At 35.4% G+C, this 15,387-nt stretch carries 16 protein-coding genes; 1 reads left to right on the forward strand and 15 read right to left on the reverse strand.

Annotated features, from left to right (window positions below; genetic code table 11):
- Positions 1-7: 7 nt before the first annotated feature.
- The 15 genes from OM962_RS04865 to OM962_RS04935 all read right to left on the reverse strand — a co-directional run bounded on the left by OM962_RS04865 (position 8) and on the right by OM962_RS04935 (position 14,247).
- On the reverse strand, positions 8-265 hold the full coding sequence (locus tag OM962_RS04865; RefSeq protein ID WP_264331026.1) for a phage tail assembly protein: 258 nt from the start codon (positions 263-265) through the stop codon (positions 8-10).
- 88 nt (positions 266-353) lie between these two features.
- The gene (locus OM962_RS04870) at positions 354-860 is read right to left on the reverse strand and encodes a phage major tail tube protein (RefSeq protein WP_264331027.1); all 507 of its coding nucleotides are present in this window, start codon (positions 858-860) and stop codon (positions 354-356) included.
- 15 nt (positions 861-875) lie between these two features.
- A complete protein-coding gene (locus tag OM962_RS04875; RefSeq protein ID WP_264331028.1) occupies positions 876-2,054 on the reverse strand; it encodes a phage tail sheath subtilisin-like domain-containing protein in 1,179 nt (392 codons plus the stop codon).
- A 9-nt stretch (positions 2,055-2,063) separates the two neighbouring features.
- On the reverse strand, positions 2,064-2,621 hold the full coding sequence (locus OM962_RS04880; protein WP_264331029.1) for a hypothetical protein: 558 nt from the start codon (positions 2,619-2,621) through the stop codon (positions 2,064-2,066).
- Between the two features lie 10 nt (positions 2,622-2,631).
- A complete protein-coding gene (locus OM962_RS04885) occupies positions 2,632-4,086 on the reverse strand; it encodes a hypothetical protein (protein WP_264331030.1) in 1,455 nt (484 codons plus the stop codon).
- The gene (locus OM962_RS04890; RefSeq protein WP_015589010.1) at positions 4,083-4,277 is read right to left on the reverse strand and encodes a hypothetical protein; all 195 of its coding nucleotides are present in this window, start codon (positions 4,275-4,277) and stop codon (positions 4,083-4,085) included. The genes OM962_RS04885 and OM962_RS04890 overlap by 4 nt, the downstream gene beginning before the upstream one ends.
- Before the next feature lie 4 nt (positions 4,278-4,281).
- Positions 4,282-5,466 carry a hypothetical protein gene (locus OM962_RS04895; protein ID WP_253303054.1) on the reverse strand — a complete coding sequence of 395 codons (1,185 nt, stop codon included), beginning with the start codon at positions 5,464-5,466 and terminating at the stop codon, positions 4,282-4,284.
- Positions 5,467-5,470: 4 nt separating this feature from the next.
- Positions 5,471-7,408, reverse strand: coding sequence for a DUF4815 domain-containing protein (locus OM962_RS04900; protein WP_019236465.1), 1,938 nt, complete (start codon positions 7,406-7,408; stop codon positions 5,471-5,473).
- 15 nt (positions 7,409-7,423) lie between these two features.
- A complete protein-coding gene (locus tag OM962_RS04905; protein WP_264331031.1) occupies positions 7,424-8,107 on the reverse strand; it encodes a hypothetical protein in 684 nt (227 codons plus the stop codon).
- Between the two features lie 90 nt (positions 8,108-8,197).
- Positions 8,198-10,246 carry an AAA family ATPase gene (locus OM962_RS04910; protein WP_253303056.1) on the reverse strand — a complete coding sequence of 683 codons (2,049 nt, stop codon included), beginning with the start codon at positions 10,244-10,246 and terminating at the stop codon, positions 8,198-8,200.
- 17 nt (positions 10,247-10,263) lie between these two features.
- Complete coding sequence (locus tag OM962_RS04915) at positions 10,264-11,514, reverse strand: AAA family ATPase (RefSeq protein ID WP_264331032.1); 1,251 nt, start codon at positions 11,512-11,514, stop codon at positions 10,264-10,266.
- The gene (locus tag OM962_RS04920) at positions 11,499-11,999 is read right to left on the reverse strand and encodes a hypothetical protein (RefSeq protein WP_010962695.1); all 501 of its coding nucleotides are present in this window, start codon (positions 11,997-11,999) and stop codon (positions 11,499-11,501) included. Before OM962_RS04920 ends, OM962_RS04915 begins: the two co-directional genes overlap by 16 nt.
- A gap of 37 nt (positions 12,000-12,036) precedes the next feature.
- A complete protein-coding gene (locus OM962_RS04925) occupies positions 12,037-12,825 on the reverse strand; it encodes an AAA family ATPase (RefSeq protein WP_015589004.1) in 789 nt (262 codons plus the stop codon).
- Positions 12,826-12,836: 11 nt separating this feature from the next.
- On the reverse strand, positions 12,837-13,658 hold the full coding sequence (locus OM962_RS04930) for an ATP-binding protein (protein WP_253303059.1): 822 nt from the start codon (positions 13,656-13,658) through the stop codon (positions 12,837-12,839).
- 94 nt (positions 13,659-13,752) lie between these two features.
- On the reverse strand, positions 13,753-14,247 hold the full coding sequence (locus tag OM962_RS04935; protein WP_010962699.1) for a sigma-70 family RNA polymerase sigma factor: 495 nt from the start codon (positions 14,245-14,247) through the stop codon (positions 13,753-13,755).
- A gap of 591 nt (positions 14,248-14,838) precedes the next feature.
- Here OM962_RS04935 and OM962_RS04940 point away from each other — a divergent pair.
- The gene (locus OM962_RS04940) at positions 14,839-15,291 is read left to right on the forward strand and encodes a crossover junction endodeoxyribonuclease RuvC (RefSeq protein ID WP_226079873.1); all 453 of its coding nucleotides are present in this window, start codon (positions 14,839-14,841) and stop codon (positions 15,289-15,291) included.
- Positions 15,292-15,387 lie beyond the last annotated feature (96 nt).

The raw sequence follows: 15,387 nt of genomic DNA on the forward strand, positions 1-15,387 counted from the left end.
TCTAATCTCAAGTCTTTTGAATAATTGGTGAAAAAAAATCCTTTAATACCTCTTGTACTTTCACATAATCAGCAATATCTAACTCTTCAATCGCTTCTTTTGCAACTGATGTCAAATTGGCAGTCAAAGTTACTTCCTTACTTAGATCACTACCATTAAGTCTCTCAATAGCTAGATAATCCCTAACTTTTGGACGTCTAACGGTAAGTTCTGAGACAGAAATTCCATCAACTGTTATTGGGTTATTAAGTGTTATAGTTTTCATAAAATTCTCCTAAAAAATAAAATATTTTTACACTTTTAAAGTTATTTTAATATGCTTCTCCTTAAAAAATAAAATTTCAAGTAAGTTTTCATATTCCTAAAACCGTTTGCAGCAAGGCCATTTGATCAACACCATTTATCTTTCTAATCATATTTTCAGCATCGATTTCTATTAATTCATTACCACCTATAGTAAGTTTGTAGTAATGGGCAGCTACAGTACACTTTAGCGTTGCTTTTTCAGCAGGTTTCCAATTACCAAAGTCAAACTCTTTAAAAATGCCTCTGAGGTTGATGATTATTGCTTCAATATCATTACTTCCACTCCCTTGCATTCCACCACGGAGCGTCAAAGCTACTGAATTCCCATTTATTAGACCAAATAGCCGAAAGAGCTCTGTATCGTATTCAGAAAAAGTGAAATCTGCTTCAATCTTTTCCATGCCCATATCAATATTTACTGGAATATCCATACCACCAGCACGGTACTCTTCTGTTTTTATGGTAAGCTTTGGTAGCGTAATTTCATCTATTTTTCCTGCATAACCACGACCATCTACGAATACATTAAAATTCTTTAAAATCTTCGGTAACATCTCTTTCTCCCATTTTTATAATATTGTACCACTCACAAGATGTGACCTGAAAGTAATCTGTTCTGCCGGATATGGTGGTGTAAACTCGAAGTCAAAATACACTTTCCCGCTTGCAATGTTTGCCGGTGTATTGAGCTCTGGTGTTGCATAACATTTTCCGCTGATAATAGCTCCTTGCGCTTTTAAACTTGCAAGGTAAGAATTCACCCCCTCAATCACATCATCTATATAAGTTTTGGTAATATTGCGATCAACTGCCCATAAATGAGCTCGAAGTAAACTATCATTGATTAAATCTGCAGTCCTTCTCACTGACAAAAAAGCCCATTTTGAGTCATTTGAACATGTTCTATTGCCCCAAAGCCTATAGCCATTTTGATGAATTATCGTTGTTACTTCATTTTCATTTAAGTGGTTTGCTTTACAATTTGTATTACCGAGCGTAAAATCAATAGGCCTGCTTGTTCCAACAATACCGTTTATCTCTTTATTTGAAGGTGACTGCCAGAAGCCTTGCTCGCTGTCTATCTTAGCTATTAAACCAGCTACAAATGGACTCGATGGCAAGATTTCTTCTTCAATAAGTACCTTCACCCATGGATCAACTACGTAAACTCTTGAGCTGCCTACACTTTTTCTCCACTTTATTGCTTCTTCATCATTGGTATTTGGTCCATCTGCAACAATAATTGCTCTTAATTTTTCTGCTATGGAAATTAAAGCACTCACTACTGAATTTACTCCATCTATTTCAGGTAACTGATGAGTAAACTGAGGTGCAATTAATATTCTTGGCGCAACATGGACTATACTTTCACTACTGAGAAATGCCTCAATTCCCTGATATTCTCCGGTTTCTTTATCAACTCCTCCAATTACATTTCTCAGCGTTTCTTCTTTTTTTAATTTTGGATCGCTGTTCTCACTTTCTTCAACTCGAATAACTACTACTGTTGCACCAATTTGGGAAAATATTCCATTTATTGCAGAAGGTAAACTGCCACTCTTTCCAAGCTTTGCTGTTTCCTTTAAACTTCCTGCTATCAGTACTGGTTTATTCAGTGGAAATTTTTGCTCATCTGCTTCGGATGCAGTACCAATTACACCTATCACTGATGATTTAGCTGTATGTACTGTTCTTGCCCCTGAGGTTATCTCAATAACATTTACTCCGTGTAAAAATTCTTCTGGCATTTTTTCTTTTTAACTTTCTTGCATTCTTTGTTTAAAATCATTGAGCAAAGCCTCTAGCTCTCCTTCGCTTTTGGCTTCTTTAATTTTCTTTTTGACCAAATCTTCAAGCTCTTCACATTTAATTATTGCTTTTACTGCTTTTTTCACTTTTTCCTCGATTATCCTTGCCATTTCGATAACTGTAATATCACGGACTTTTGCTAATGGCTCTATAATTTCCGCATCCTTTTCATTCATAGATTCTGGTACTGCTAAAATGTTCTCTGCGGCTTTCGCTTGAATCTCATAAGATTTAGCTTTTTGGTGAGAATGCCCTGCGTATTGGTGAGTATAGTTATCATAATAAGCACGAAGATTAGAAAGTGCAGAAAGCTTCGCATTTTCAAGTAACTCCAACTCAATATCTTCTTGATTTCGCTGAGCAATTTCTCCTCCCTCTGTTAAACAATAACTTTTTTGCCAATCAAAATCTTTTGGCGCTTCATACCAATCATTTCCAGTTGGCTTGTTTTCAAGTGTTGTTGTTTCAATCTGCTTGTGGTTTTCAAAACGTATATAAATAGTCACAAATTCCTCCTCATTGCCATATTTGATCAGTTCGTTCTAATCCTGGACATTGCCAAGCTTTTAGCGTTCTCTCTACGTCCACTTCAAGCCCTGTAGTTAGAACATTGCTACGTATGTTATAAATCCCCCACTGAATAAATTGACCATAGTTGTATACATAATTTGATGCAAGCATACCTTGACTGACTTGTGTTCTGGAACATAGGTAAGATGATGTGTAAAGTAATGTTGCAACTGTTTTTCCTGCTGGAATTTCCACATTACCAGATCCAGCTAACTTGCTATCAGAACTCGTGTATTGGTAAACATTTTTCCATACTATTTTTGAAATACTTGATTTATTAGAATTAGTGTTATCAGGAGTTCCCACAAATAATCCTGCTCCCCCATACTCCGTACTCGAATACGATGATCCAACAAATTCTATTGCTTTATTTATGTTCACATTGGTTGTATTTTTTATAAATACTACTCCAAGTGCAGCATATGGGTAATAGTATATCTCATCATAACTACCCGAGAAGCTTTTTGTGCATAACTCTCCGTAAATAAATGTTCCCTTGCTTCCCTCTATAAAACTTAGTTGTCTTGGCCGATAAAAACTAACGTAATCTGTATTGTACGTATGGCTACCTGCTAGTAGTTGTAACATATAGTCAGTTTTTGTTATATCACTACTCCACTTTCCAAGCTCTGTCGTAAAAGTTCCGTGGCCAAAGTAATTATTTTTTCTTCCAAGTACACCAAATAAGAAAGGTAATGACCCTGGTTCAACCATGTTGCGCTTTCTTATTTCATTTATAAGAGACGCTTTTAACTGTTCATCCCGAGTTTTTACCTCATTAGAGATGTTTTCAATTCGAGTTTCTATTTCTCCTATAATTGATGAGCCAGGTGGTACATTATTAACAGCACGAAAATCTTCTACTAAACCTTTAAGACCATCTTTATGACTGTTACTAATGCTATTTATTGCTGCAATATTGGCATTCTTTCTCGTATCAAGTAGCGATATGTGTGAATCTGATGATGCTTTTAAAGTGTTTAAGGAATTATCCCTAAGCTTGTTAATTTCATTGACAGAATCTGTTTTCGCTTCAGTTATTGCAGATATTGAATTTTCCTTATTGCTGTTTATGTCGCTTAAGTGCGTCCTTGCAGCGCTTAAAAGTTCATTTAACTTACCATCTGTCATCTGTACAATTTCAGAAACTGCACTTTTGTCGACTATTGATTCCAATGCTTTAGCAAGATATGCTAATTGATCTGGTGTACTGTTTGCTGCTAAATCCTTAAGCCTCTTTTGTAGTGCATCAATTATCTCTTTTACCTCAGTCATCTGCACAATGTCAGCAATAGCTTTTTTATCTGCTATCAATTCCAGCGATTTTGCAAGATATGCCAGTTGATCAGGTGTGCTGTTTGCTGCTAAATCCTTTATCCTTTGGTATATTGCTTCTTTCATTTCCAAAAATTTAAAAAAGTCTCAAAATTAAACCGCTCAAAATTACTCTTAAGTTGATTATGCTCATCTTCTCTTTCGGTAATATCTTCATCTATTTTCTTAATTGTGGTACGGATACGAACAACATCTTGCACAGCAATGTTTTCTGGATGAGGCAAAGAGTATCCTCTACTTGTTTTATCATCTGACATTCTGCTAAGTGATAATGATTCGTAGATTTTTGACTTTTGGACGATAGACAACCGTTCCACTTAAAACCAATTTTATCCTTGTATCATTACCATTAAAATTTGATAGCACATGAGTTCTCTCTACCAAATTTTCTCCAATTGGTTTTCCTGATGTTAAATTTACTAATTGCCAATCCACGTTTTTTTGTACATATGCTTTAACATCTGCAGTGCCAGGTATCAGCGCATCATATGTTATGGTAATCTTAGTGTTAGCTCCTGCTGTAATGCTTCTTGTAACATAATCTCCGAACTCTGAAAGATTACCCAGAACTAGCTGTAACCCAGGATAGAGAACAGGACTTTTTTCTCGCCCTCCTTTTAGGCTTGCTTTTACCGTTAATTCCCCATTTATTCTTTCACGCAGCGCGAGCGGCAAATTATCAGACAAAAAGTTTTCTCTTCCCTCTTCATCTGTTAAGATAAATTCTACATTGGTATCAAATGCTACTTTTTCGACGTTCGTCAAAACAATTAAATCTGATACATTATTTACAGTAACTTTGCCCAGGTCAACAACATGAGAAACTTCACTAAATTTTGCAGCTAGTAGTCGAAACGTTAAATCTAAATTTTGATGTGGAGTCCAGGTGCTTGCATTGCTAGATGACAGTAATACTCCTACTTGATATGGTTGACTTGTTACCCAACGGCTATTTACTGCATCATACTTGCCAAGCTCTGCTATTTTTACTGCAGTATCTGCATCATCAGTAAGTAGTACTATCGCATACTCCTCTCCTGCATGGCAAAACATTGGTGACCATTCTATACGTGTTGCTGTGCCATCTATCTTTATATCTTTTGGCTCAATATAACTTTCAGCAATGACAGTCTGCGAGGGCATTCCCACTGCTGTTTCTCTAATCTGCACAACAACACGTTTTTTGCCTTTATTTATAAACCATAACTCTAGACCTCCTATGTGTCTGCTCTCATTTAAAGTAAATGTTTGCGCTAAAGGATCAACTCTTCTTGCTGCGATAACTCTTCTTCTCTCTTCTATGGTAATAGTTTTTTTACCAGTGTACGTTGCTTCTCCATAGCTTCCTTTATCACCATAAAACTGTACTAATTTAGTACCTGCTGGAATATTTGCTGGGATTTTTATTTTTCCACTTATTTGTCCTTGATTGTTAACTATTAACATATTTTTATGCTATAGGTTGAATAATTATTCCGTCAAATTTTATCTCTTTAAGCTTCTCACTTGGCTCAAAACCTTCAATTTCAAAATTCTGTACTGCTTCTCTCATAAATTCAGTTTCGTATGAGGTACTTGACAGCAGCTCTGTTGTTTCTTTAACATTAAATACTCTGGTTACTGGACTTTTCCAATTCGTGGTAACCTCTGTCCAGTGGTCAATGTTTTTATTTAGAGTAATTTGTGCCGGAACTGGATCAAAAGCTTGATATGGATTGATCTTTTCTCCTTTAGTCTGTAAAAGCTGCTCCAGTACCGGTTCAAGTTTATAAGGTAAAAGATAAGGTTCTTTACCTCTTTCAACATCAATAATTTCCACATCTATAGGTAAAATTAATTCTTTGTTTACTATTGCTGCAGACTGCGAAATTCCTTGATCACGCATATCATCATCAAAAAACGAATCAACAAATACTCCTTTTTTCGTTGTAGGTTCTCTTGAATTTGCATCACTGCGTAAACGTTCCTGTGCAACCAGCGCATAAAGATCATTTATTCCTTTTTTCATTGCTTCAAGCTCATTCATCGGTACAGCATGAATAGCATTATTCACTATTTTTACCCCTTCTTTTTCTCCGTTTTTCCATGTCTGATGAATGTAGCAGAGCAAAAGTTGTCCGCTAGGTGCTTTAGGCATCGATGGTCTCCAAGAGTGGGAAATTCCTTTTATTCTTCTTACCACCCCTTTGCTATCGATAGTAATTAAATCATAGCGGGGCATTTTCCAGGTGTAATCAATCAAAACCAAGCTGTTATCAACTGCTCCTTTTACTTTGCATCCCTGTTCACTTATATCTTCAGGACTTACATGAGTACGACAGCGGTAAGTTATTTGATAACTACTTCCAGGAGCTGGTTCTTTACCTGGTAATGACCAATCAACATTTCCTGCGTTTAATTTGTAATCTATACTATTTTCATAAATAACATTGCCTTGTTTAACTTGAATAATCTCAAGTACTGCAGAGTCAGGTATTGGATCAACAGCTCCTGAATATGAACCATGAGTAATGGTAATGGTTTTTTGAACGGTTATATCTACTTTTTTAATTTCACTTATTGGAAAATCATTAACTTTAAGTTCCATTACTCTTTGGCTATTTGGCTGAAAAGTATGTGGTTCTGATTCAACTGATTTTATATCCGGATCTTCATCAAAAGAAACACGAATACTGTGAGGAAGTTCAATCTCATAGCCATCAACATGAGCTTTGCCCTCATTAATCACAAATATTTTTTTTCCTCCTTCTCCCTCTTCCTTTTGCAGGAACATTACTTCAAGACCATTTACGACGTAGGAACCATTGGCTTCTTTGTCATAACGAGCAAGAGCAGTAGTTACTATATTTGCTTGTGGTGGCGGTGAATGTTCTATCAATACTCCATTTTCAATGTTATAAATTGGATAAAATTCGCCATTTACAGAAAAAGTGGAAGAAACACCTTCTGCTTGATAACCCCAAATGGTGGAAACTTTAAGTCTTGCAGCTCCTACTTCTTGATAATTACGTGTACCAACAGCAGGATCACGAAGATTTTCGTCCTCAAGTTCTGTAATCGTAGATTCTAGATAATAAACACCGATACGCACTGTGGTACTCAGTGGAATAACAAACTCTTTTGCTTCTACTTTTCTAACTGCTCCACGAAGATAGATTTTTCCTGACTCAAGTGTAACTTTACCAGTTTCCCCATCTATAATACAATTGCTTCCTGTTATAACATCGCCATCACGAAATATTGCATCGCCTATGCCTTTAAGCTTAGAGAGAGCATACTCCTGAGTCTCGTTTAATTCTGCAGACTGTAGACCTCTTCCTGCAAGAAACAAGCTTTTTTCGTATTCTTTGTCAGGATTAAAGCGGTTATAATAGCTATTTAAGGTCATCTTTTTTCTCTTTTTCTAAAATGTCACTACAAACGAAAAAGTTTCCCGGGTTGCTGAAGTCCTAATGAGCGGTACTGTATGCTCTAAAATTAATAAGATCCCTGGGTCTTCTATATCTTGTGGTTCAAAATATCTCTGTCCTATAGGTAATTCTTCTTTTACTTTAGTACCAACCATAACCCCTAATTCCCGTATAACTTGATTTGCTGCGTTTGTGAAATCGAAAGTAAATTTGAGATAGAGATTATTAGTTGGTACATTTGAGGGCCTAAACCTTCCAGATGGAGTTATAAGTTCACCGTTTTCATCACCTGTGCAGAATAGCACTTCGTCTGCAGTACGTCTGCCAAGTTCATTGAGCAGCTTTTCAGAAGTTATCAGCTCTGGTGGTGTGCTTTCACTATACTCTACAGTAACTTTATCACTTACTGGAATAGAGCTATTTTCCGTAAGTTTTATTACACCAGTACTGCCATTAACTGTATAGTCAATACTTGGCTGATAAGTTGTTTGCCCTGTAAAAACCTTCACATCTTTAATAGGTTGATGATCAAATTTTATTTCACCCTTAACGAAAGTTTTTTCTACTTTGTGGCTACTTTCCCAACTTGAATCACCTGTTCCCCAAGCAAGATGGATAGATTGCTTTTTGATGCTGGCTGCTATTGCTGCTCTTCCTGACTGTGTGAGTATTGACATTTTTAATTAAGCCCCCTATATTATATATGTACGGTGAGTTCAAAATTCGTCCGCAAAAATCAAAATATTTTTTTATATCAGGAAAATTTTTTAGGAGAATAGCTCAGCTCCACAGCTAAACTTTCCAACACCGCGAGCAAATGGTCCGCTAGGAATGTCAAGCCATTTATCTTCTTTTGAACCAGTAGCCATTCCTTTAACCAACTTCCGTGCTTGTAACAGCTCTTGAACTATACGCTCCATTCTATCTCTTCCTATACTGTGAAACTCCTCAGGTAGTCTATGCCGCTGTTTATACACTCCTGTACTTCCTGTATGGGTAAATGGATGTCCAGAAATTGCTGCTCGTGTAATTGCAGTTATAAGATGCTGCTTTGAATCTTTTTCGTTCATATTTTTTATTCTTAATCTTTCAGTTATGTCCTCTAACAATCCTGTTTCTTCATTTCTTAAATAAGTGCGTAAAGTGCGATCAGCCAAACCGTTTGCTTTAACAATTGCTCCATAAAATAATGCGTTCTGTCTTACAGATTCTCCTATTGATTTAAAAATTGTCGGTTTAGCTGCATCTTCCACAGACCAAAAAGCGTATGAACACCTAACACCATTAACAAGAGCAGATGTACCTCTAATGGCATCACGTGCTTGCTCAACAGTCGATATAGGTTTTTCACTTTTTGGCTTTCTCATATGATGGGCAGTAATTATTGATGCTCCAGTGCTACCTGCTAAATCAGATAATAAAGACATCAAATAATCGCCTACGGCTGGGTCAGTATTTAAATCAGCATGCACGAATGATGCAAGTGGATCAAATACGATTAATTTTAAGTCTTTTATTTTATTAAGTTGTTTTGTTATCGATTCAAATTCAGGAGAAGTCTCTATCACTTTACCTGAAACACTCTTTATGATTGTAAGTGATCCACTAACATTTGGTAATGGTACAATAAAGAGCCTATCTTTATATTTTAATCTCTCGCATTGTGAGTCAAGACGCTCCAAACGACGATGTATTTCACTCATATCATCTTCTGCTGAGAAAATTACCACAGATCCATGTTCAGTAACTAAAGGACCAAAACCACATGGCTGATCTTTTCTACTCGCAACTTTCAGTGCTAAATCAAGCAGAAGCATACCTTTACCAGTATCTCCCATTGCAGCTAGAATAGATGTCACTCCTAAAGGAAATAACCCTTCAACAAGAAACTTTTGCTCTGGTACTGGACCTATAAAACGTTCTATGCTCCATTCTTGAATATTAAGCAATTGCTTAACAATTACTTTTCTCGAGTTACTTTCAATGAATTCAGAAATATCTATATTTGCTTGTATGCCGTCTGCCGCATCCCATCCCTTTGGTTTATTTTCCGGTATTTCAAGAAGAGTAAGTGATAAAACACCAAGAAAAGTAAGCTTTTTCACAACTTTCTCAGCATATTGTTTACCTGGTTCATCATTGTCTGGCCAAATAATAACATGCTTACCCTTAAGTGGTGACCAGTCTGTTTTTTCTATTGGTGCATTTGCTCCTAACATTGCAGTTGTGGCAGTCATACCTTGCTCTATCAGAGCATCTGCACACTTTTCACCTTCAACTAAAATTACCTTATCAGATTTCATGATACCTGGAATATTATATAAAGGCCTGGTCTCTGGTAGAGTAAAACTAGACCTTTTTACATCAAAAGGAAGATATCTTTTTCCTGAATCAGTGTTATAACGATAAACTGTAACAATCACTTGATCACTTTTATCGTAATAGTTCCATGATGCCGTTGGTTGCCCCAGAGTGTTATTTTTTTCCGAATAACCAATCCACTTAGCAATATCTTCTATCGTATCAGTAAATTGATTTTTTCCAGTAACAGCAGCCCAAAGATCAAAAATATCTCCTCCTTCTCCGGTAGAAAAATCATGCCATAATCCGGCTTTACTGCCAGTTAACTCCACTATCATACTTTGTCCTTTATTGCCTTGTAGATCACCTACATAGAACTTATCACCACGAAAAGTTCCTCTTGGCAGTAAATAAGAAAGACATGACCTTATATTTGATAGGAGTTGAGTTCTTAACTGTTCTTTCTTCCCTAATAATTTATAATGTCCATTTCTTTGTGAACAATAAATATCCATACCTACCTGAAGAATTTTTATGTTCTAGCTATAACGTTAGCAGATTTCCAACATCCATTAATCTTGTTGATGAATTTTGTTGGTATAGATCTACCGTTTCTAAGTTCATATACTACTTGCAAGATATTTGTACGTTTATTGGGTTGAAATATTACTATTCCAGATGTATAAAAACTTCTTAAAGCATTAGCACCAACGAGAGCTTGAAATGGATTCTTTTCCAATGTAGAGGTAGATACTTTTTTGGTGTGATTTGTGATGATTATTCCAGCCATAGGATTAATCTTGGAACGTAGTTTTTCTATTGCATGCTGTAGACCATAGTTAACGTAATTATAAGGAGAATCAATCACAACTAAATCAAACTTTTCCTCTACCATATTTTTTATTTTTTCTATACCTTCTTCATTTAAGGTCAAATTCATCTTGTTCGTCACAACTAAGTTTTCTGTTGCTAAGTGAGGAAGTTTATTGAGTTGTTGTATACGTTCTCTAATATAATCATATTCCATTTCATTTTGTAGATAGAATATTTTTAGCGGTCTTGTAGGTTTCATGCCAAGAAATGATCTTCCTGCTGCCAGATGTGCTAATAGAGAAAGAAGAAAATGACTTTTGCCAATCTTTGGAGTACCACCTATGACCAAAAGACCACCTGGTGTCAAAATTCTTGGGCCTATTATATCTTGTGGCATTGGTGATTTGTCATTTAAGTAATGATTTACAGAAAATGCTTTTCCTTCGTTTTGTTTTTCTTGTAATATGGAACTTCTTTCATCTTTACCGTTCAACCATGTTTCAGCAGAATCTATATTACCTTTAACTAAAGTCCAAAGGTCTATTATATTTCCTTTCTTTTCTTCGATCAGGTTGTACCAATTTCCTGCATTTTCTCCTTCCATTTCAACTATTATCTTATTTCCATTTCTACTTCCAATATAGAATTTATCTTGGTAAGATTTGCCATCAGGCAACAAATAAGATAAACAATCTTTGATATTATTAATTAATAACGATTTTATTTTCAAAGCATTTTTAGATGAAAAATCCATAAAGTTCTCCTTGTTTATTCCAAATTTGTTCAACATATTTTTTAGACGTTTAAAGTCAAGATTAGCCAGCTCACAAACAGTTTCAAAAGATCGTGAGCGAATCCATTGACAAGCCTCTTTTTTAAGTTTAGGGTTTTTTCCTGCTGCATCCTGAATAGCTCTAGTAATAACAGCAGCCCACAACTTTCCTTCGTCATACTTCAAAATGGCAACCAATCATCTTGAAAATTTTTTTGTAATTCTGGAGTAATAACTGTAGTAATCCTATTTCTATCTCCGTATGTATTATTAGTTTCAACGCCTACTTTTGCTGTAAACTCTAAATCGTTGAAATCAGCTATAGAGTTTATTCTTCTAGCAGTAACTGCTTTCTCTGAAGTGTCATTTGCATGAATATTTCTGGATGATTCCAAAATACTACGCAGCATAGAACGTCCAGATTCTCCCCAGATGTCTTCTTCACCTTCTGCTTTGCCATTTTTGATACCTATAATCTGAAAAATCTTGCGTTTTGCATATGGGCCTTCAGTGACGGTAAATTCTACATTTAAATAGATACTGCCAGTAGTGTAGTTTTTAGTGAACCAATTTTCATAACCTCCAGGCTTTATTGCCATTTTTACCTTGACTATTGTACCTTTCGGTATTAAACTGCTCTGCAGTTTTGCATTATTAAAATCAGTTAAAAAATCTTGTAGCATACGCTCTCCTATAAGTTGACTTTAAAGTGAAAGTTAGCTATTCCATTAGCTGCCAATGACCATTTATCTTATCGACAAGTTTGTTTGGCACGCGTTCACCATTGCGAAGCTCAAATACTATCTGGCGTGCACTGCTTTCTTCATCATGAGCAAACATCACCATACCAGTACTGTAAAATCCACGTAAAGATCCAGCACCACTTAGGCCTTGAAATGGATCTTCTTCGAGCATCTTTTTCGATAATTTTTTTGTATGATGAGTGAGTACAATACAAGCATCTGGATTGACAGCACTGCGTAGCTTCTCAAGAGTCTTTTGCAGAAAGAACAGCATAGCACTATTATCATTTTCATTCCCATATTCACTGCTAAAGATGTTACGTAATGGATCTATGGCCAAAACATCAGGTTTAAAGCGTTCATTTACAATCTCCTTAATTTCACTTATTTCATCATGATTAAATGATAAGTGCACTTTTGGCGTAATGATTAAGTTGTTAGCAGCTACATTCAAAAGTTCATTATCAAGTTGTTGCAAACGTTCTTTCATATATTCATATTCAATTTCAGTTTGCATGTAGAAAATTTTTAAAGGTCTATTTGAAACCATACCAAGAAAAGGAACACCTGCAGCCATATGAACGAGCCATGAAATCAAAAAGTCACTTTTGCCGATTTTAGGTGGGCCACCCAGTACCAATAAGCCTCTTTTTGTTAAAATTCTTGGTGAGATTATATCCTCTGGTATTGGCGATCGATCGTCCAAGTATTCTTTCACACTGAAAAAAGGAATTTTTTGACCAATAGTTAAAAAGTTTTGTAGCATATAATAACCTCCTATATGTTGGGCGTGACAGGTTGAATTGCAAAAGCTTTAGTTTTAATTTTTGTAAGAAGTTTTCCTAGATGCGGTTCTTCAACCATATTAAGGCAACCACTTCGATCTTTAGCAGGATATCCCCAAGAATTAATCGTCTGACAGACAAATGAACGAACCTCTGTACCATCATCTTTCTTGATTCCAACCATACTGATTACCTCATCAACAATACCTGGAATTTCACTTGCAGTTTTAGCTCCTTCACATTGAGGTAGCCAAGTTGAGCGATTGAAATCATCGAGGTATTGTCCAAGAGTTCCAACTGTAATGATGTCTTTATTTGGAATATGTTGAAACTGATTGAGCCAAGCCATCATTTCTTGAGCAAGTAACCCGTAAGCAGCTCTCATATCTTGTTTTCCTGATCTTTCAGAAAAAGCTTCAGGTTGCATTTTTGACCATAAAAGACATAAACGCGAGGCTACTGTAATACTATCGATAAAAACACATCGATACTTGAGAAACTCCGAAGCAAGCTCTTTGTATTTACTGGATACATGCTCATAGTGTCTTTGGCTATATGCTGAGTCAGATTTTAACGCAGGATTAGGACCACCTATGAGACATGCAATATCTCTTGCCTCATTCCAAGTACGAATACTTACAGAATCCCCTTGCCAATCTTGAACAGCAAGTAAACCTGCCTCAAAATCAAGACAAAGTGTTGGTTCATTTATGGTCTTTAAGAGACTAGTTTTACCTATACCATAAGGACCAAAGATGACCATTTTTATACCTGTTTGAACTTTTAGCCGTTCATTGCTGTTCATTATTTTCATTTTTCTCCCAGTACCTAAATATATATGTACGATGACCTAGGCAATTCGTCCGCAATTTGCAAAAAAAAAATTTTGAGCAAATATAATCGAGAGCTTATAACTTCTCTAAAACTGAGAATTTATTGCGTATTCGTTCTAGTGTGCGATAGATAGTTGTCTTTGGTATTTTGGTTATTACAGAAACTTCAGTAATAGTAAATACCTTAAGTAATTGACATAAATTACTATCTTTTTCAGACAAAGTTGAAATTATATTATTTATATCAGTGCGAATTATCGCTTCGATTTCCGAGTTCCTATGATCTGGAATATCGTCGTTTATATCATCAAAAGTTATATTACGTTTTAGACATAACTGATTGCGTAACATATTGCGAGCACAATAATTAGCTAATCTAGCAACGAAAGTACTAAAACTACTTCTTTTCTCATCGTGCTGGTTAAGATATTGCCAAACCTGACAAAAAAGCTCTTGTTCTATATCTTCGAGACTTTCGTTAATAAAACAGCTTTTGGATTTAAGGCGCGAAGCTTGAAATCTCACATGTTTAACAATTGTAGAATCGATTCCTTGATAAGAATTCTTCATAAAAACTCCAAAAGTTTCATGAATAGAGATTTTTACCAAGACTTTGTATGACTAATTTATTATAAAAAAGTAGTAATAATTTTTTTATCTAAAAGAATAAAATCTTTAAAAATTAAAATAAGATTTAAACGTTTTGATACACTACTGAAGCTACTTTTTCATAGGTAAAAAACTACCAATTTCGTACCTAATTTCTGAGTTACTAATTAGTATTTCAGAAAGCAGTAATCGTTAAGTTATTGATAATATTGTCTTTTTTATGTTCTATTCCTAAAAGCCGTTTCTAAAGTTAAGTGGCTAAAATCGGCCAGTAAAGAGGGTTTACGGATTACTGAAGTCTTATATATATTATATATATATTTAAATACAGGTAAAATATAATATATGATAATATAATAATATAAATATTGGCGTAATATAAGTTATGTAAAATAGTTATTAAGATAAGTAAAGATGAAAAAAACTCAAATGGCAGGATATGAAATTTTTTTTAATTTTTTTTCAAAATTGCGGACGAATTTGCGAGTCATCGTACATATATATTATACAGGGCATTGAACTTTAATTACACAAAGGAGTTTTTGTACGTCAATCTTAACGCTAGATCTCGGCAAGCAAACCGGCTGGGCAATTCTTACAGATGGAGTAATTGAAAGTGGAAGCAAAAGCTTTCATGGTAGCCGTTTCAGTGGAGGTGGAATGTGTTTTTTAAGTTTTCACAATTGGCTTAATTCTTTGAAACATGAGTTCACTGCAGTGTATTTTGAGGAAGTAAGAAGACATCTAGGAACTGATGCAGCGCATTGCTATGGCGGTTTTCTCGCAGTTCTGTCTGCTTGGTGTGAAGAGAACAATATTCCCTACCAAGGTGTTAATGTTAAAACTATAAAACGCTTTATAACAGGCAAAGGCAATGCAAGTAAGAGTGAAGTTATTGAAGCGATACGTGAAAAAAGTTTTTCACCTAGAGATGATAATGAGGCCGATGCTTTGGCATTAATGTTCTATATTAGTAAAGATATTAATAAGACAAAAAACCCATAAAAAGTGGGTCCTTTCGGCCATAATGGCGGGTTTGGTGGGTTCGACCCCAGGCCTTCTCTAGCGTCAGAGATATTTTGAATATTAACTTTTTAATTA

Origin of the sequence: Wolbachia endosymbiont (group B) of Erebia ligea (assembly GCF_947179575.1) — a bacterium.
Taxonomy (GTDB): domain Bacteria; phylum Pseudomonadota; class Alphaproteobacteria; order Rickettsiales; family Anaplasmataceae; genus Wolbachia; species Wolbachia pipientis_C.